This window comes from Iodobacter ciconiae (assembly GCF_003952345.1).
GTDB lineage: Bacteria > Pseudomonadota > Gammaproteobacteria > Burkholderiales > Chitinibacteraceae > Iodobacter > Iodobacter ciconiae.
The window spans coordinates 1912383-1930485 of sequence record NZ_CP034433.1; the positions used below are offsets into that span (position 1 = coordinate 1912383).

Here is an 18103-nt window from a genome sequence, read left to right on the forward strand (position 1 = left end):
GGATTCAAGTTCGAAGTACAACTCCTGCTTAAAAGGCAGGCTAATTTAAACAGCCCCTCCTCGCTCACCAAAATCAAGTGCTGATCCCTCGTTTTTAAACTCACTTAAAAGTAAAGGCTAGGCATGCAATGTCAATTTCTGTTTTGAAGTGATGCCGCCCAATCCGATATTCGAGCGTTTGTCATTCTAACTCCAAAGCCATTGTATTGCAATTTCTTGTACTTCAGCAATGCTTTCAAAATCATCATAAGCCAGCCATTCATATCGAATAGTGCGATTATAATGTTCAATAAGCATTCTGCTGCGGGTTGCCGGGCTGAATATAGGCTAATTCAATCGATTGTTGTTCTGCCCAATTCTTTAATATGTGACTAATGCATTCAGAGCCATTATCAAATCTGATTCGTTTTGGCTTTCCACTCCATTCAATAATTTGATTCAGGCTGTGCACCACTCGCTCTACAAGCAAAGAGAAATTGACCTCAATACCTAATCCTTCCCGATTAAAACCATCAATCACATTAAATAAGAGACCGCTGCAGCTATCAACCAGGTTTCATTTTTTTCCACTGGCACCACTAATGACGCTGCATTTCACGATTTAAACGTTTTTTTGATTTAATTCGCAGATTTAATCCTTGATAACGTCAGCTTCCATCTATGCCCCTATATATATTTTTTTTTTGAGGCACCGGTTTTCATCTTCAAACTCTTTCATACGCACCATCATCAAAACGTCCATACCGCCAAACTTATTAGCGCACCATAGAAAAAGGCAGATCTCATGCCGTGCTCACTGCGCAGATCAGGAACGGCCGAACTGACTTCGGCCTGCTTTAAAATCGCCATAACCTGGTGACATAAAATTGATCTCGGCTTTCATGTAGAACGCATCACAGACGGCGAGAAAATTCTACTTATAAAATGAGCTGGTTTTGTGAGGTGATTGCCAAGTCAAGTACTATAAAAAACCAAATTCAGGCACCCAATGATGGATTATCATCAAATTCGGCAAATTTATTATATATTTTGATTATTTTTTCATCGCTATTGGCATGAGCAGAGACCGAAATATAAAGATCTCTTTGTGCCCATTCGTCATTTAATGGAATTGAAACTATTTCATCTGGTGCTGAAAAAACATAACTAATAGGGAGGACACCGATCGCAATTTTATTTTTTATCGCTTGAAAAATCAAGTTTGAATCCATGCTCAAGGCGATAACCTTTAATTTTATATTATTCGCTTTTGCCTCATCGTAAATTAATTTATAAATAAAGCTGTCCTCGGTGAATGTGGCAAACTTATAATTTAGTGCTTCTTTTAAATATAAGCTACTATGAATAGATAAAGGGTGGTGAATTGGCGTATATAGCGCAAGACTTAGATCTTTGAATTTTTTTGTTTCACATTTTGGAACAGATTCTAGGCAATGTATACCAATATCTAACTTATTTTCAGACAGCAGTTTAGCTATTGTTTTTGATTCATATTGAAATATTTTGAATTTAATGTTTTCATCATCTAGGTAATGTAGAATATCTTTTGGGAAATTAAGAAATGAAGAAATATTAACTCCTATTTTAATAGTTAATGATGAATGGATATCTATTATACTATTTTCAAGAAACTCCATATGGCTTAACAATGGTATAACATGAGAATAAACTTCTAGTCCTTCTTTAGTTAAACATAGCTTTTCATTGTCATTCCGGATAAATAACTTCATATTTAATATAGATTCAAGCTTTTGAATTTGCTTACTTATTGCGCTTGGAGATGTATTCAGTAAGTTTGCCGTTTGAGTAAATGATAATGTATCGACGGTAACGGATAGGACCTCTAAATTCTTGAAGTTTATTGATAATAATGAGTTTTTCATAAATTATTCCAACATTGCAAGATGTAACATATGAATCATATATTCCATATTGAGCACTTTAAAAATTAAATATACATTGCTAAATAGCTGATCCTAAGACTAAAGGGATACGATACCAGATTCCCTGCTTCCGTAGTATGCATTCGCCCAGTGGAGCTTGATATCCCCAATTCTTCAGGGATCGGGTAATCCGTTTTTGACCTGTCCTGATAACAGTAGAATACCTACCCCCTGTGTCAGGATAGTTGAGATACTCCCTTTTCAGGGATTCCAACTAATCCAGGGGGCTGGTTACTTATCATGTCGCAGATTCCCAAGGCTCGTAAAGATGCCATTTTAAGCAAAATGCTTGCTCCTTATCCGATCAGCATCCGGCAGTTGGCATTGCAAGAAAACCTCTCCGAAGCCACACTGTACAATTGGCGAAATCAAGTTCGCCAGGAAGGTCGCCCCGTGCCAGAACACCATCGCAGCAGTGAAAACTGGTCTGCTCAAACCCGCTTTGCCGTGGTCGTTGAAACCATTGCCATGTCAGAAATCGAGCTGAGTGAATATTGTCGTGCCAAGGGTTTATTCCCGGAGCAAGTTAAACAGTGGCGCGATCTCTCCATTCAGGCGCAGGGCCTGGCTGAAATCAGCATGCCGGAACAGGCGCAGGAAAACAAAGTGCTGCGGAAGCAAAACAAGCAGCTGGAACGGGAAATCCTGCGTAAAGATAAGGCAGTGGCGGAGGCGGCAGCGTTGCTGATTCGAAGTTTTCATTAAACCCACTCAATTACGAAGCAATGCCCACTGGCACGCAGTGTGAACCAAGGCCAGCATCCACACGGGTTCGCCGCTGATTTCGTACACCAAGCAATAGCATTCATGTGGGATTAGCTCGCGGGTTCCTTGAATCTTTCCTGGCAGCCCCAGCTTCGGGTGATCGGCCAGTCTAACGACGCTGTAGAAAAATGGTATTCATCCCGCCATCGTGCCGTGAACCATATGGAATAACAAGGTTCAAACCTGAAGACGAGTTCAGGAGACGGCAATGGCCCGCTACAAACCAATCGACACCAGCCCGAGGTTTCTGGCGGTGGATCTGGAGAAGCAACTCCTGCGGTAATCCCCCCACAAAACCAGCTCATTTTTAAGTAGAATTTTCTCGCAGTCTTTGAGGAGCTTCTACATGAAAGCAGCACGTTATTCTGATAGCCAGATTATGGCGATTTTAAAGCAGGCCGAAGCCGGCTCGACCGTTCCCGATCTCTGCCGCGAACACGGCATGAGCGCCGCATCATTCTATAAGTGGCGCGCTAAGTTTGGCGGTATGGACGTCTCGATGATGACGCGAATGAAAGAGCTGGAGGATGAAAATAAGCGCCTTAAAAAGATGTATATTGAAGCCCAAATGCAGGCGGACATCATCAAGGAAGCCATGTCAAAAAAGTGGTGAAGCCATCTCAGCGCCGCGAGATGGCTCACTGGGCCGTTGAAACCAGGGCCGTTTCTATTCGTACGGCTTGCGCTAGCTTTGCAATTAGCACGACTTGCTATCGCTATATTCGCAAACTAGATGCGGAAAACGCAAAAATTGCGGATTCGCTGATTCAGCTTACTGAAACGAATCGAAGCTGGGGCTTTGGCCTCTGCTTTTTGCATTTGCGCAACGTCAGGAAAAAGCACTGGAATCATAAACGGGTCTACAGAATTTACTGCGATTTAGAATTAAATCTGCGAATTAAGCCTAAAAAACGTTTAGATCGCGAAACGCCGGAGCCATTAGCAGTGCCAGAGGCAAAAAATGAAACGTGGTCGATGGATTTTATGCATGATCAATTAGCCGATGGACGTAGTATTCGCTTATTCAATGTGATTGATGATTTTAATCGGGAAGGATTAGGCATTGAAGTTGATTTCTCTTTGCCGGCAGAGCGTGTAATACGCAGCTTGAATCAAATCATTGAATGGCGCGGCAAGCCTAAGCGAATCAGGTCCGATAATGGCCCTGAATATATTAGCCATCTGCTAAAGAATTGGGCAGAGCAACAATCGATTGAATTGGCTTATATTCAGCCTGGCAATCCGCAGCAAAATGCATATATTGAGCGCTATAATCGCACCGTACGTTATGAATGGCTGGCTTGCGATAACTTTGAAAGCCTTGCCGAAGTGCAAGAAACTGCAACGCAATGGCTTTGGACTTACAATAACGAGCGCCCGCATATGGGATTGAGCGGTATCACCCCGAAAAAAAACTGGCATTACATGCCTGGTCTCTGCTTTTAAGTGAACTTAAAAATGGAGGGATTACCAGACGTTTATATTATCGGGCCGCTACACGCAACTGCTCCACCAACTCTCCACCGCGCGCTATCAGTTTCTGCAAGAAAATGATCGTTTTCTGAAAGAAAATATTTGGCGAAGAGCATTAGGATAATGCCTTCATAAATACTGGCGGATCGATTCAGCGTATGCAAATCACAAGCGGAATATCTTGGAGCAGGAAACACCAAGAAGTCATCACAGACTCTCACACCCTGAACGCGATAAAAAATGAAGTCTCTCAGAAATGCCATGAAAACAAGAAGAAAGGGTTTGCTTCATTTGATATACGAGAAAAAACATATTTTATCCGTGTAGATCACGATGGCAAATATATTGTAAAACGAGATTGGTCCCAAGAAAATTTACTAAAACGAGCATTTATAAAGCCATTCTCTGGGCGCTTTTCTGACAAATTAGCAGATATGTTAAACAAGCCATTAGGAGGTACTCCATTTAAAAAGGAATTGGCGGAGGCTGTTGATAAAAAAAATCAGGCCAGACATGGCGAAGCCAGCGTTACGCTAGCCAAGAAATGGGGCGTTGATGATTTGTCTTCTGTGGCAGCCATCCATCGAGCATTAGGAAAAGAAGTTCCTCTGGATCAAGTCTTCCTACACCGTAATTGCGATGCACAGTTTCTGGATCTTAAGCATAAAACAACCTCAAACAACCCACGCGCGATAGCAACCATCGTTGATAGCCACAGACTCGAGTTCAAAGAGGACCGATTTTATGAGCATAGCTTTGGTAAAAAGATCCTGTCTTCAAACATAGAAGCCAGTCTGCTTCCGCACGGGGGCGTGAACTTTATTGTTTCAGATAAGAAGAAGATTCATAATGGATATGGCGACAGCAAAGCCAAGTCCATTATTTGTAGCCTACATGACGTTATAGCTTTGGGCGGCCGCGTTTACTACGATAGTGGCGCAATTGTTAGCAATGCCGTCATTGTCGAAATGCCACAAAATATCAGCCTCCCATTTAAAATGGTACGGTAGCGAAATGGTCGTCCTCCCTCAAAATAACACTAGGTAAAAGTGGATTACGCCCCTCTTAGTAGTTTGATAGTAGGTATTGCGGACCCTGCAATAACAAGCAAGCAATACGCAAATACTGCAAGCTTTCATTGGGATGTTTTTTTTCGTTCAGGCCCATATCTGGCGCGGCTTTGCGAGGAATCATGCAGGTGCATAAAAATTAGAGTGTTAAGTGGGCAGGTGTGGCGCGCGCTGAGGGCTGGTGGTAGATTTTTCTCAAAATCCAGGTGTAAAAAAGCCCGCGGATTGCGGGCTTATTACGGGCTACTGGCTTATGTAACGATCTTGCTCTCTAATAAGGCGCTCATAGTCTGCCCTTTCATAAGCATCCAAACATTTCATAACGGTAATCTCTTGTCCTGTTTGTTGCCCAACCAGCTTATTTTGCTTCAGATATAAATCAAAATAACCACGTACTTTTACATAAGCAGCTTCAGCATCATGGCTACTTTGTTGGAAGTAACCGCCCATAGCAAGGCCAGCCTCATTTTTTAATTTTTCATTAGAACTTAGGCAATATGCAAATCCCCATTTTTTAAGAATACTGCGAGTCTCTGTCACTTTATTGCCTGAAATAGCTATTGCCGGGTAAGTAAATAAGACGATAACTATCAGCTTCTTAATCATTTCAACTCCCAAAAGAGCACTTCGATTGTTTGTGTATTGGGTTGAGTTGGGTGAGTAAAATAGCAATGATCCCCACAAGCAGAGCCATTCCAAAGCGTTATCAAAGCGGTACACCGCAATATCACCAGCGTGATACCGGAAAAGCAGGCGATAATGGGCGCTTACTGTGCGTTTGATGCCGTGTACCTTGATGCAATGGCAGTGCGGCTAGTCGCTAATTAGTAAAAAACACGAATTACCCCCCCTTTTTTATGAAGAGGGCTTTTTCTTGTGTAAAAATAACAAAACTCAACTGGCAGGTTCATCCCAGCAAAATTTTCTATTTGCCTTCGTAGAGGAAGGCAACCCATGATCTCAATGCCCAGCACAATACTGACTCAATAACTCATATAAAGTAAGCCTCTTTCCCTATACGCTAGACGCCCCGCCCCTCTACTGCGATAATTTAAAGCACAGGGATATTTCTGGCCGCCCAGTGACTTACAAAAACCAGATAAGAGACAAGCAGCATTCCTACTCACCCTTAAAAACCAAGGATTTAACTCAACTATGCTGCTTATGCTCGATAATTACGACTCATTTACATATAACTTAGTTCAGTACTTTGGTGAACTGGGGCAGGAAGTATTGGTTCATCGCAATGATGAAATTACTATCAAAGAAATTGAAGCGTTAAAATCCAAATACCTGGTTGTTTCCCCTGGCCCCTGCTCCCCTTCCGAAGCAGGTATTTCTCTGGCGGCGATTCACCACTTTGCAGGAAAATTACCCATTTTAGGCGTGTGCCTTGGCCATCAGGCTATTGGCCAGGCTTTTGGTGGCAAAGTAATCCACGCACAAACACTAATGCACGGCAAAGTGTCACAGATAAAGCACAGCAATATTGGCGTGTTTAAAAACCTGCCATCCCCCCTTACCGTCACCCGCTACCACTCACTCGCCATTGAGCGGGCCAGTCTGCCGGGCTGCCTGGAAATTACAGCATGGGCAGAAGATGGAGAAATCATGGGCGTTCGGCATAAAACGCTCCCTATCGAAGGCGTGCAGTTTCACCCTGAATCAATCCTCACCGAGCACGGCCATGCCATGCTGAATAATTTTTTAAAAGAGTGGGCCTGATAAACACATAAGGTAGCTAAAGGCATATACGCCTCCGGCTATCTGCTAGTGCACCATTGCCGCCGATCAAGTCATGCTTTTACCCGGAAAAATTATGCGTTTTATCTTCGCCCTTACTTCCATCTTGTTTGCCATAACAGCCCAAGCCCAACCATCGCCCCCTGCACAGGTGGAATGCGATGAAGCAAATCAAATTCTGATTAAAGCCTGCTTAACCAAGCTGGCCCCGCAAGCTATACAAGATCGAAAAAGCGCGCAAACTGCTACGCGTGCCATGATGAAAAACCTGGACCGAGCCACAGGCCGCCCCGAAGCATTCGCCGCATTCAAACAAAGCACCCGAACCTACGAAGCATATCGGCAGGCACATTGTGCCTGGATAGGAAAAAGCTTTGCCGGTGGCAGCGGGGCTGGGATTGCCGAGCTTTCTTGTCAGATAGATCTAGACCATGCCCGAGCTAATGAGCTTTCACGCTTTTATGTACAGTAATAAGAAATATACATAGCAGGGCCTGATGCAGCTTTATGACAGGCCAGGCTCAATGCCTTGAGCCCCTGCCTAGAAAAGTAGGTAAAAAATAAAACACTTCACACTGATTAAAACAAAACTTACAAGAACCTCAGTATCGAGCAGCAACACGGCTTGCAAATCACCCAGCCACGCTGTGAATGCCACCTGCCTGCCGCCCGATCACCCGCCCCAAGCCAAGGAGCATTCATGATTACCATTCAAGCCGCACTCAATCGCCTGATCGATAACAACGAATTATTTTACGACGAAATGCTGTATCTCATGCGGCAAATCATGACGGGGGAAATGTCCTCCGTGCAGACTGCAGCCCTCTTGATAGGCTTACGTACCAAAGTTGAAAGCGTATCTGAAATTGCCGCCTCGGCCACCGTAATGCGCGAGCTGTCCAGCAAAGTAGAGGTACAAGACCGTAACTACTTAATTGATACCTGCGGCACGGGTGGCGATGGTGCGCACACCTTTAATATTTCAACCTGCGCCGCTTTTGTCGTTGCCGCCGCGGGTGCTAAAGTCGCCAAACATGGGGGCCGATCTGTTTCATCTAGCTCAGGTTCTGCCGATGTGCTAGAGGCCTTTGGCATTAACTTAAACCTCAACGCAGAGCAGGTTGGCCGCTCGATTGATGAAATTGGCCTTGGTTTTATGTTTGCCCCCAATCATCACAGTGCGATGAAATACGTCGCCCCGATCCGCAAAGAGCTTGGCGTTCGCACCATATTCAATATTCTGGGGCCGCTGACCAATCCAGCTGGTGCAGAAAACCAGCTGATGGGCGTATTCCACCCGGATCTGGTCGGCATTCAAGCCCGCGTGCTCAAGCAGCTGGGCAGCAAGCATGTGCTGATTGTGCACGGCAAAGATGGCATGGACGAGATATCGATTTCCGGACCGACTCTTGTGGCCGAGCTTAAAAATGAGCAGATCAGCGAGTTTGAAATCAATCCGCGTGATTTTGGCTTCAAGCTGGCCGACATCAAAACATTGCACGCAAACGATGCACAGCAATCCAAACATATCATTGAGCAGGTGCTCGCCAATCAGGCCAGCCCATGCCGCGATATTGTGCAGCTCAACGCCGGAGCCGCCATTTATGCTGCAGGCAAGGCAGAATCACTGGCCGCAGGAATTAACCGGGCCGGCCAGGTACTGGCAGACGGCAGTGCCCGCGCCAAACTCACTGCCTTGGTGCAATTTACTCAAAGTATTTAAATAATAAATTTATTTTGCAGTGCGGGTACACTGCCCGCCTTTTTTAAAGCGCCGCCACGCAGATTATTTACAGTACAGCGGCTTGCCATGCCTTAACAACAGAGCCAACCATGTCCGACATCTTAAAAAAAATCTGGGCTACCAAGCACGAAGAAGTAGCAGCGGCCAGCAAGCTGATCCCTTTAAGCGAAATTCGCAGGCAAGCCGAAGCCAATGCAGACTTACGTGATTTTACCGCTGCATTACGCAGCAAAAATGCACTTGGCCATCCGGGCATTATCGCAGAGATCAAAAAAGCCAGCCCATCCAAAGGCGTGATTCGTGCTGATTTCCAGCCCGCTGCTCATGCACAGGATTACGCCGCCCATGGTGCTGCCTGCCTGTCTGTTCTTACCGATATTCCTTACTTTCAAGGCCACCCGGATTACCTGAAAGCCGCCAGATCAGCCTGCCATCTGCCTGTTCTGCGTAAAGATTTTATGGTGGGTGAGTATCAGATTTTTGAAGCGCGCGCCTGGAGCGCTGATTGCATTTTACTAATTGCAGCTGAACTAACACTTAGCCAGTTGCAAGATTTTGAAGCGATTGCAGCAAGCTTAGGCATGGCGGTACTGGTAGAAGTGCATAACAAAGCAGAATTAGAGCTGGCACTGCAACTTAAAACACCATTACTAGGAATTAACAACCGGGATTTACGCAGCTTTGAAGTTTCACTACAAAACACGCTAAAACTACTTCCAATGATCACGGGCGATCGGATCGTGATCACCGAGAGTGGGATTGTCTCCCCCGATGACGTTGTTTTAATGCAACAAAATAACGTCAACAATTTTCTGGTCGGCGAAACCTTTATGCGCGCCAAATCCCCTGGAAGCTGCATAGATGCTACGTTTCGACTAGCTTACAAAAACTTTATACAAGCTTAATCTCATATTTTTGTCATATGCTCTTAATAAAACTCCCCTAAACTTGGCGCTGTCCGAGAGTAGTTTGTTGCTACAAACACACAACTACTTTTTAAATGCCTGTATGAGTGACTCATGAATCTTTGCCTTTTTAATGAGCCGGCTTTGAAAAAACCTGGCTCACTGAAAAGCAAAAATAGCAAACACCTTACCTTTTCATTCACTTGTTTTTTGGGAGTAGTACAGATTATGAAAAAGATTATCGCTCTTGCCATCTCTGCTGCTTTTACGGCTCCTGCAGCATTCGCCGATGTAGAACTTGGCCCATTCAGCATTTATGGTACAGCGGCCACTGCAGTTGAAATTATTTCTGTAGACAACAATACAGGCAAGCCTTTACTACCGACCAAAGACAGCCAGACCCGTTTAATGGACCAAAGCTCCAAACTGGGTTTCAAAGCTAAGTACGATCTGGGCGATGACTTCTTTGCCCTTGCTCAGGTTGAAAGCCGCTTCTACCTTGGCAACAACGGTGACAATACGGATGACAAGGCTGAGATTGGTAGCCGCAACACATTCGTTGGCATTGGAAGTAAGCAAGCAGGTACTTTGCGTTTAGGTCGTTACGACAATGCTTATAAATTGTCACTGAAACAAATCGTTCCTACCCTGTACGGCAATCTGAACGAAGCATCTGCAACTTACGGCTCCAAACAAATACTGAACCGCCTTGGTGGTCGTCAAGGCGATATGATTGCTTACGAATCACCAGATTTGATGGGGTTCTCTGGCAACTTAAGCTACAACTTCGGTAAAGACTCTACAAATTCAATTTCAGCGGGTTCTGCCGGTGCTCCAAGCAACACAGTAGCAACAGATCTAATGGGCCAGACAGCAATTGGCATCGCCTATAAACACAGCATGTTCAATGTTGGCTTTGGTTACACAACTATCAGCAACGCAGCATGGAAACTAGACGGTAGCAGCGGGGCAAGTGCTAAAAATCTGGCTGGCTCGCAAAAACTTGATGCTTACCAGTTTGGCGGTCAGGTAAATTATATGGACTTCAGTGCAGGCGCCATATTTGAACGCACATCATCCAGCCTGAGCGGCCTGACTGCAGGCAACTTTGATCAACACCAAAATGTGTTTGGTCTGATCGGCGGCTACAAGAAAGACGCACTGGAAATACAAGTTCAGTACGCAAAAGCAAGTGATGTAGATGGCTCGACACTGGCTGACACTGGCGGCCAGCAAGCCAGTATCTCTGTTGGCTACAACCTGCATAAATATGTGCAGGCAGTTGCTTCCTTTACAAAAGTGGACAACGATCGCAATGCTAACTTCACCTCAGCTTCAGGCTTCGGTCTGGATAAAGGCAACGGCATGAGCCAGTTTGCACTGGGTCTGGTTGGTAAATTCTAAGACGCATCTGCCTGGCTAATTGGTAATTTGAAAGGCCTCCCATAAGGGAGGCTTTTCTTTAATCACTTTGCCTGATTTTCATCATCAGGGTTCGCCACACGGCCTCCTGTAGACATTCATCATGGCAATCAGGCTCCAGATAAACACGTAAAGTTACTTCCTTAAAATATACTTCCGCACGGCACTGTTATGCTCATCCAGATTATTTGAAAACACCGAGCTGCCGTCGCCCTTTGCCACGAAATACAAGGCAGTGGTGGACGAGGGATGCAGCACCGCTTTTAATGCGGCATCGCCCACCATGGCGATAGGCGTAGGCGGTAAACCACTACGGGTATAAGTGTTGTATGGCGTATCGGTCAGCAGATCTATTTTACGCAAACGCCCATCCAGTGATTCCCCCAGCCCGTACATTACCGCAGGGTCGGTTTGTAAACGCATACCAACTCGCAAACGATTGGCAAACACACCAGCAATCATCGGACGATCAGCCGCAAGGCCGGTTTCTTTTTCAACTAAAGAAGCCAATATCAGCGCCTCATAAGGCGTTTTTAATTGCACATTTTGCGAGCGCTCGGCCCATGCTTTATCAAGCTTGCTTTGCATACGCTGATGGGCTCGCGCCAGCAATTTTAAATCGGAGCTCCCTTTATCAACATGATAAGTATCCGGGAAAAACAGACCTTCAGGCGTCAGCGCACTGATGCCCAACTCGGCCAATAGCTCATCATCCGACATCAAGGCGCTATCGTGACGTAAATGAGAATTACTATTTAAAGCCTTACGAAAATCAGTCCACTTCCAGCCCTCAATCAAAGTAAAAGTCAGCGTACTGGTGTCACCATTGCTTAGCTTTTCCAATAACTGCCGGGGGCTCAGTGCCGAGCTAATAGTGTAGCTACCCGCCTTTAATAATTTATGTTTACCCGTTACCCGTGCCAACAGTAAAAAAGGCAGCGTCTGATCAATCACACCCTGTTTAAGCAGTTGATCTGCCACTTTTTTTACACCACCTGATTCCACCACAAAATCCTGTACCACATGATCAATAGGCGTGCTGGCATATTGATAAAACCAGATCGCGAACACGGCGACCAAGGCAATAACCAGGAAAAACAAGCGCCCGAGCACGCGCCCAAATATAGATTTATTTTGTAGTTTCTTAGCCATACTGGGCTACTTACCTTAAATAATCGTTAAAAATTCAAACCATTTAGCATGCAAAAATGAGCATCTGTCCTCTATTCAATAATGGCCTGATCCGGCTCTGTCTTTGTCTCTTGCTGCTTCTGGCGCTTGACTTCAAAAAAGCGCTGTACCGTGGCAAGCTCTCTTGAGCGAAACATCGGCGGCAGACTTTTCCAGATCATTTTGCCATATTGTTTTTCCACCAGACGCTTATCAGCAATCATCAAAATACCAATATCAGTTTCATCCCGAATCAAACGCCCTGCGCCCTGTTTGAGGGTAATAGCAGCATGCGGCACCTGATAATCCATAAATGCACTGCGGCCTGATTTATTAATCTGCTCGATTCGCGCCGACAAAACAGGATCATCAGGAGGACTAAAGGGCAGTTTATCGATCACGACCAGAGACAACTGCTCGCCCTTCACATCAATCCCTTCCCAGAAGGTTTGACTCGCCACCAGAATGGCATTCGGAGCCAGGCGAAATTTATCCAGCAATTCGGTACGCGAGCCTTGCCCCTGCAAGAACACCGGCCACTCCAGCCCTGCAGCTTTAAGCTTTTCCTGCACCAGCTCATGCGCCTCACGCATTGCCCGCAAGCTGGTAAACAGCAAAAAGGCATGGCCCTGCGTAGTTTTTAGCAGCGGCCAGGCTTTTTCTATCACCTGCCCGGTGAAGTCTGGCGCATTGGGTTCGGGCATGTCTTGGGGCACGTACAAGACCGCCTGTTGCTTGTAATCAAAAGGGCTTTCCCACGTCGCTTCAACCGAATCCCACAGGCCCAGCTCATGCTTAAAATGGTTGAAATGCCCGTTTACTGCCAGAGTTGCCGAGGCAAACACCCAGGCTCGCGGGTGTGATTTTAATTGCTTTTGAAATAACTGGGCGATATTAAGCGGCGTTGCATGCAAAATCAGCCCATGCGACAGCACATCAACCCAGTGCACACTTTCTTCATCATCCCCGGCTTTCCATCGCTTCAGAATATCCACGCACTCCAGTGCGCGGACCTGGCAATTTTCCAGGCCTTCAGCCCGCTCAGCCTGTTTACCAAGCAAATCACACAGCGCTCCCAGCTTTTCGGCAACGACATCCAGAGCAGGAATAAACTCCGGGTTTTGCTGCTCAAGCTGGTGCAGCGGAAAACGCGTTGCATCCGATTTAAACACCAGCCGCAAATCTTTCACGGCTTTTTCCAGTGCTTCGGCAGCAGCGGGCAACATAATAAAATCTTTGGCCACAACCAGCGCTTCGGCTCGCGAATCATGCGCCAGATCAATCAGTTGCCCCGAGGTAAGCGTTTCACCAAAAAAAAGACTGGCCACTTCGGGTAACTGATGTGCTTCATCAAAAATAACGGTATTACAGGCAGGCAACAGCTCCCCTGCGCCTTCGTCTTTGAGCCACACATCGGCAAAAAACAGATGGTGATTCACCACCACCACATCGGCATCCTGTGCATCTTTGCGCGCTTTTAGCACAAAGCAATCCTGATGGCTCGGGCAATCCTGTCCCAGGCAATTATCCCGGGTCGAAGTCACGTGTCCCCAGATCGGCGCGTTTTCCGGCACACCAGGGCAGGCGGCTTTATCGCCTGAAATTGTTGTTTTGGCATAACGCTGCACTTTTACCAAATCAGCAACGTCTTCTTTGCGCATAAAGCGCCCTTCTTGTTCGGTACGTGCCAGATGATAGTGACAAACATAATTAGAACGCCCCTTAAGCAGCGCGATGGTCACCGGCACCTGTAGTACTTTGCGCACGGTAGGAATATCACGGGCAAAAAGCTGATCCTGCAGCGTTTTTGTTCCGGTTGAAACAATCACTTTGCCGCCGGACAGGAGAGCTGGCACAAGATAGGCAAAGGTTTTACCCGTCCCTGTACCCGCTTCGGCAATCAGCTGGCCCTGCTTATTGATTGCAGCTTCAACAGCTTGCGCCATCTCCAATTGCTGCACACGCAATTTATAGCCGGGAAACGCATCGGCAAAGGGGCCGTCGTCGGCAAAAATCGCATTAAGTGTCATAAACGTAGGCCAAAAAGCAAAGACAGGATTGTAACAAGATGAGAGCACTTCTCTCTAAATGATTACTGAATAAAATGAACAAAAAAAGCCCCACCAGCGGTGGGGCCATAAGGGGACGAAGCAAGCACTAACACTCATTAGTACCCTGACTAGGATTAGCCCTCGACCAACAAGTTCCCGCCACCCTCAATTTTATTTACTGTCAGTGTTTTACCACTTTGCCCACGGCTGGCATCCCCCATCCAGTACAAAATAGCCGGAACAATCGAGCTTGTTGGAGGCAAGCTTTCACGCGTTTCACCCGGATGTGTTTTCAGACGGAACGGAGATTGAATTGGCCCAGGCACTAAGAGATTAATCCGTAAATGCTCCATGTTTTCCCACTCGGCCGCAGCAATCTCGACTAAATTCTTTTGCCCTACTTTGCTCACGCTATAACCGCCCCAGTACGCATTAGGCGCAAAGGCATGATGCTCACCCAGAAGCAAGATACTGGCGTCCGGTGCATCTTTTAAAAGCGGAAACAAAGCACGGTTCAGCACAAATGGAGCGGCAACGTTCACTTTGAACATCTCCATCCATTCATCCATTTTCTGATTGGCAAGCGGGGACAAATGACTAAAGCCATTAGCACAATGCAAAATACCATCCAGGCGGCCAAATTCTTTTTGAATCAGCACCGCCATCTGGGCAATTTCTGCCTCACCTGATTTTGCCAGATCAAAAGGAATCGCGGCGGGCTGCGGATAACCTGCAGCTTCAATTGCGTCATAAACTTTAGCGAGTTTTTTTTCATTACGGCCCAACAAAATCACAGTTGCACCATGTTCAGCCAAAGCCATCGCGCCTGCTTCACCAATCCCCTGCCCGGCACCCGTCACTAAAATTACACGACTGCGAAACGCACCAGCTGGCGCTTGATAGTTGTTCCAATCACCGATTACTTCGTTCATTTTTTATTCCTTTTATCTGAACTTATTGATCCAATTCTTTTAGCACACCTTGCGCAGCCGCCATACCACTTCTGACCGCGCCCTCTAAAGTTGCCGGATAATCTCCCTTACCCGCCAAGCCTGCCGTGTAATCCCCCGCCAGCCAAAACCCGGCTTCGCTCGTTTGATTTGCTGGGCGTTCAAGACCGGGTGTGCAGGCAAAAGTAGCTCGTTTTTCAGTAATCACACGTTGCCAGCTCACATCTATCGGCAGGTCCAGGCGCTGATGAAGCTCTAGCACAACAGCCTGTGCCAGCTCATCTTGGGCTAAAGTCTGATGCAGCCCCTCAGCAGAGATCACCACAGCAATCAAACCATCCGTTTGGTGGGTAAAGCCGCGATCAAACACCCATTGCGCCAAAGAATTACTCAGGCCCAGCATAGGCTTAGCCAGCTTAACTGTATGATCATATTGTAAATACACCGTCACAATCGGCTGATATGTCCAGCGCCCCAACTGTGCTGGCAATACATCAGGCACGGACACTTGCAAGGCAGCCAACCCATGTGGCGGCAAAGCACAGATTACCGCATCAAAAATTTCTGGATCATCATTAAGCTGCCAGCCCTGCTGTATTTTCCCAACACGCCTGACGCGCCTGGAGCGATAAATATGTCCGCCTCTTTGCTCGATAAACTGAGCCGCCACATCAGGATACAAGGCCGAAAAATCACGGCAGGGCAATAATAAATCAGAAGCCGACCGTGCTCCCCCAAGGCTATCTCGCAACACATTTAGCAGCACCTGGGCAGACGCAAGTTCAAGCGGGGTATTTAGTGCCGCCACCGTCAAAGGTTGCCAAAAACGGCCAATTAAACCACTTGGCTGACGCTGATCTTCAAGCCAGCGACTAACCGTAATATCCCGTGCCAACTGCCATTTTGCAGCTTGTGCAACATGCATCGCACGAACCAGGGCAAAGCGCTCAGACCAGGATAAACCCTGTGCAAACAGCAAGCCCAAAGCCAAGTGCAAAGGAGCAGGAAGAGAAGGACAGGCCAGCCTGAAACCCGGCTCGACCACTAGCTCCATCGGGCGGCGCAAAAAAACTACTTTACCATCAACACCCACCTTGGCCATCATACTAAGCAAGCCGGTGTAAGCACCAATCACAAGATGCTGACCATTATCCAAGGATTTACCTTCTAGCCAGACCTTTCTGGCGCGGCCACCCAAGACCTTACCCGCTTCAAATACGCTGACTTTAATGCCTGCAGCAGCCAACTCTGCCGCTGCAGTAATGCCGGCATAGCCCCCGCCCAGTACAGCTACCGAATAGTTGTTTAACACAGCCACCACGTTTTCCACGCCAGCCATAATTTACGAATAGGTGTTAAAGAAATCCGCTGATTTAACACTTTACCTACACCATCTTTTTCAATTTCTTTCAATGTCGCCCGATAAATTGCCGCCATTACCAAGCCTGTGCGCTGCTGTTTTTTATCTACGGCAGGCAATGCGTCAATGGCCTGCGCATAATATTGCTCCGCGCGCTTAATTTGAAAATCCATTAATACTCTAAATTCAGGCGTTTCACGGCAAGCCAGAATATCTGCGGCAGGTACATTAAATTGCTGCAATTCAGTCACCGGCAAATAAATCCGGCCGCGGCGGGCATCTTCTCCAACATCACGAATAATATTGGTTAATTGAAATGCCAAACCCAGATCATGTGCATATTTAAGTGTGCCGCGATCTGTAAAGCCAAAAATTTGCGCGGCCATTTGCCCGACAACCGATGCCACACGATAGCAATATAATTGCAAATCTTTAAAGCTATTATAACGAGCCATATCCAGATCCATCTCCATTCCATCGATGATTTCTATAAATAGCTCGCGTTGTAAATCGTATTTTTTAAGAGAAGGTAATAAAGCCTGGGTCACCGGGTGCTGAGGTGAGCCAGCAAATAGCTGATCAATTTCACTACGCCACCAGGCCAATTTAGTTCTTGCCACACTTTCTTCATGGCATTCATCAACCACATCATCAACTTCACGACAAAATGCGTATAAGGCCGTAATCGCTTTTCTTTGCCCTAAAGGTAAAAAACGAAAACTGTAATAAAAACTGGAGCCGCTTTTAGCCGCTTTATCTTCACAATATTGCTCAGGGGTCACGGGTCATTCCGTTTGAATAATTAGCATAAAACCACATTAAAACCGCAGCATTTTCTTAAAGTCACTATAAAAATGCTGCAGCCTCCAACCATTACTGCTCAGGCAAAATAATCTTAACTTCACGGCTGGAACCTGAAACGCCGGGAAACTGCTCAAACAGAGCGCGAATTAACCAGGGCACAGCAGGCTCGATAGCATTATCCGTGCTGCGATTAACCGCTTTACCTTCAAATAATTTGGCAAAACGCCCTGTAGCCAAATCCTTTTTATTCAAAATATCCAGATTGAGCTGTCTGTTGTAGACGGTGTCACTGACAGGACGGCTCCCCACAATACCATTTTCTGTTCGGGTATAAGGCAGTAAAACCACACCACCTGAAGTAGAAACCCGGCGATAATAAGTACTAAATCCTACGGTCCCCCAGATGGGCTCCTGTGTCGTGACCGTTTTGCCAGCATCAACCTGGTATTGCAATCGCACCAGCCAATCTGCCGCACTCATATTTGGCACATAAACATAGCCTTTTCGCATCAGCTCGGCACTTACATCCTCTTCAAAATCACGCTGAGCCAGGCTCTGCACTTGCGAAGCATCTCTTTCAAAAGTAAAGCGCTGGGCCGCAGGCTCACTCGCCAGGGTATGCCGCACACTAACCGTCGCCAAAAACTGTGGCGAAGCGCAACCTGTCAGAAACACCACAACCAGAGCAATGAGCTTACCCATA

The 18103-nt window shown here is 46.4% G+C and carries 16 protein-coding genes and 2 pseudogenes; 8 read left to right on the plus strand and 10 right to left on the minus strand.

What is annotated here, in order from left to right; translation table 11 throughout:
* Positions 1-117: 117 nt before the first annotated feature.
* From EJO50_RS17835 to EJO50_RS08415, 3 genes and pseudogenes are all read right to left on the minus strand, one after another.
* Positions 118-529, minus strand: a pseudogene (locus EJO50_RS17835) (integrase core domain-containing protein); the annotation flags it as partial.
* A gap of 162 nt (positions 530-691) precedes the next feature.
* Positions 692-849, minus strand: a pseudogene (locus EJO50_RS17840) (IS3 family transposase); the annotation flags it as partial.
* 128 nt (positions 850-977) lie between these two features.
* Positions 978-1883: a LysR family transcriptional regulator gene (locus tag EJO50_RS08415; protein ID WP_125973272.1), complete on the minus strand. Its 906-nt coding sequence runs from the start codon at positions 1881-1883 to the stop codon at positions 978-980.
* Positions 1884-2183: 300 nt separating this feature from the next.
* Here EJO50_RS08415 and EJO50_RS08420 point away from each other — a divergent pair, with 300 nt between their 5' ends.
* From EJO50_RS08420 to EJO50_RS08435, 3 genes are all read left to right on the plus strand, one after another.
* Positions 2184-2648, plus strand: a complete 465-nt coding sequence (locus tag EJO50_RS08420) for a hypothetical protein (protein WP_125973274.1) — start codon at positions 2184-2186, stop codon at positions 2646-2648.
* Between the two features lie 406 nt (positions 2649-3054).
* Positions 3055-4154, plus strand: a protein-coding gene (locus tag EJO50_RS08430) for an IS3 family transposase (RefSeq protein WP_125973276.1) whose coding sequence is annotated in 2 segments (ribosomal slippage) — positions 3055-3307 and positions 3307-4154 — 1101 coding nt in all. Because the reading frame shifts where the segments join, the coding sequence is not laid out codon by codon here.
* A gap of 185 nt (positions 4155-4339) precedes the next feature.
* A complete protein-coding gene (locus EJO50_RS08435) occupies positions 4340-5191 on the plus strand; it encodes a hypothetical protein (protein WP_125973278.1) in 852 nt (283 codons plus the stop codon).
* A 303-nt stretch (positions 5192-5494) separates the two neighbouring features.
* On the opposite strand, the gene EJO50_RS08440 is transcribed toward EJO50_RS08435, so the two are convergent.
* Positions 5495-5857: a T6SS amidase immunity protein Tai4 family protein gene (locus EJO50_RS08440; RefSeq protein WP_125973280.1), complete on the minus strand. Its 363-nt coding sequence runs from the start codon at positions 5855-5857 to the stop codon at positions 5495-5497.
* Positions 5858-6406: 549 nt separating this feature from the next.
* Between EJO50_RS08440 and EJO50_RS08445 the strand changes: the two genes are divergently transcribed.
* The 5 genes from EJO50_RS08445 (at position 6407) to EJO50_RS08465 (ending at position 11047) form a co-directional block, all read left to right on the plus strand.
* Positions 6407-6976 carry an aminodeoxychorismate/anthranilate synthase component II gene (locus tag EJO50_RS08445; RefSeq protein ID WP_125973282.1) on the plus strand — a complete coding sequence of 190 codons (570 nt, stop codon included), beginning with the start codon at positions 6407-6409 and terminating at the stop codon, positions 6974-6976.
* 94 nt (positions 6977-7070) lie between these two features.
* Entirely contained in the window at positions 7071-7466 is a 396-nt protein-coding gene (locus EJO50_RS08450; RefSeq protein ID WP_164521459.1) for a lysozyme inhibitor LprI family protein, read from the plus strand.
* A 228-nt stretch (positions 7467-7694) separates the two neighbouring features.
* Entirely contained in the window at positions 7695-8717 is a 1023-nt protein-coding gene (gene trpD, locus EJO50_RS08455) for an anthranilate phosphoribosyltransferase (RefSeq protein WP_125973286.1), read from the plus strand.
* Between the two features lie 110 nt (positions 8718-8827).
* The gene (gene trpC / locus EJO50_RS08460) at positions 8828-9643 is read left to right on the plus strand and encodes an indole-3-glycerol phosphate synthase TrpC (protein WP_125973288.1); all 816 of its coding nucleotides are present in this window, start codon (positions 8828-8830) and stop codon (positions 9641-9643) included.
* 228 nt (positions 9644-9871) lie between these two features.
* On the plus strand, positions 9872-11047 hold the full coding sequence (locus EJO50_RS08465) for a porin (RefSeq protein ID WP_164521460.1): 1176 nt from the start codon (positions 9872-9874) through the stop codon (positions 11045-11047).
* Positions 11048-11200: 153 nt separating this feature from the next.
* On the opposite strand, the gene mltG is transcribed toward EJO50_RS08465, so the two are convergent.
* From mltG to EJO50_RS08495, 6 genes are all read right to left on the minus strand, one after another.
* Positions 11201-12217, minus strand: coding sequence for an endolytic transglycosylase MltG (gene mltG, locus EJO50_RS08470; RefSeq protein WP_125973292.1), 1017 nt, complete (start codon positions 12215-12217; stop codon positions 11201-11203).
* Between the two features lie 71 nt (positions 12218-12288).
* Positions 12289-14265: a DNA repair helicase YoaA gene (gene yoaA / locus EJO50_RS08475; protein ID WP_125973294.1), complete on the minus strand. Its 1977-nt coding sequence runs from the start codon at positions 14263-14265 to the stop codon at positions 12289-12291.
* Between the two features lie 155 nt (positions 14266-14420).
* Positions 14421-15218 carry an SDR family NAD(P)-dependent oxidoreductase gene (locus tag EJO50_RS08480; RefSeq protein WP_125973296.1) on the minus strand — a complete coding sequence of 266 codons (798 nt, stop codon included), beginning with the start codon at positions 15216-15218 and terminating at the stop codon, positions 14421-14423.
* Positions 15219-15240: 22 nt separating this feature from the next.
* The gene (hpnE, locus tag EJO50_RS08485) at positions 15241-16554 is read right to left on the minus strand and encodes a hydroxysqualene dehydroxylase HpnE (RefSeq protein ID WP_308418413.1); all 1314 of its coding nucleotides are present in this window, start codon (positions 16552-16554) and stop codon (positions 15241-15243) included.
* Complete coding sequence (hpnD, locus tag EJO50_RS08490) at positions 16542-17378, minus strand: presqualene diphosphate synthase HpnD (protein ID WP_125973300.1); 837 nt, start codon at positions 17376-17378, stop codon at positions 16542-16544. Before hpnD ends, hpnE begins: the two co-directional genes overlap by 13 nt.
* A 91-nt stretch (positions 17379-17469) precedes the next feature.
* Positions 17470-18102 carry a DUF4136 domain-containing protein gene (locus EJO50_RS08495; RefSeq protein ID WP_125973302.1) on the minus strand — a complete coding sequence of 211 codons (633 nt, stop codon included), beginning with the start codon at positions 18100-18102 and terminating at the stop codon, positions 17470-17472.
* Position 18103 lies beyond the last annotated feature (1 nt).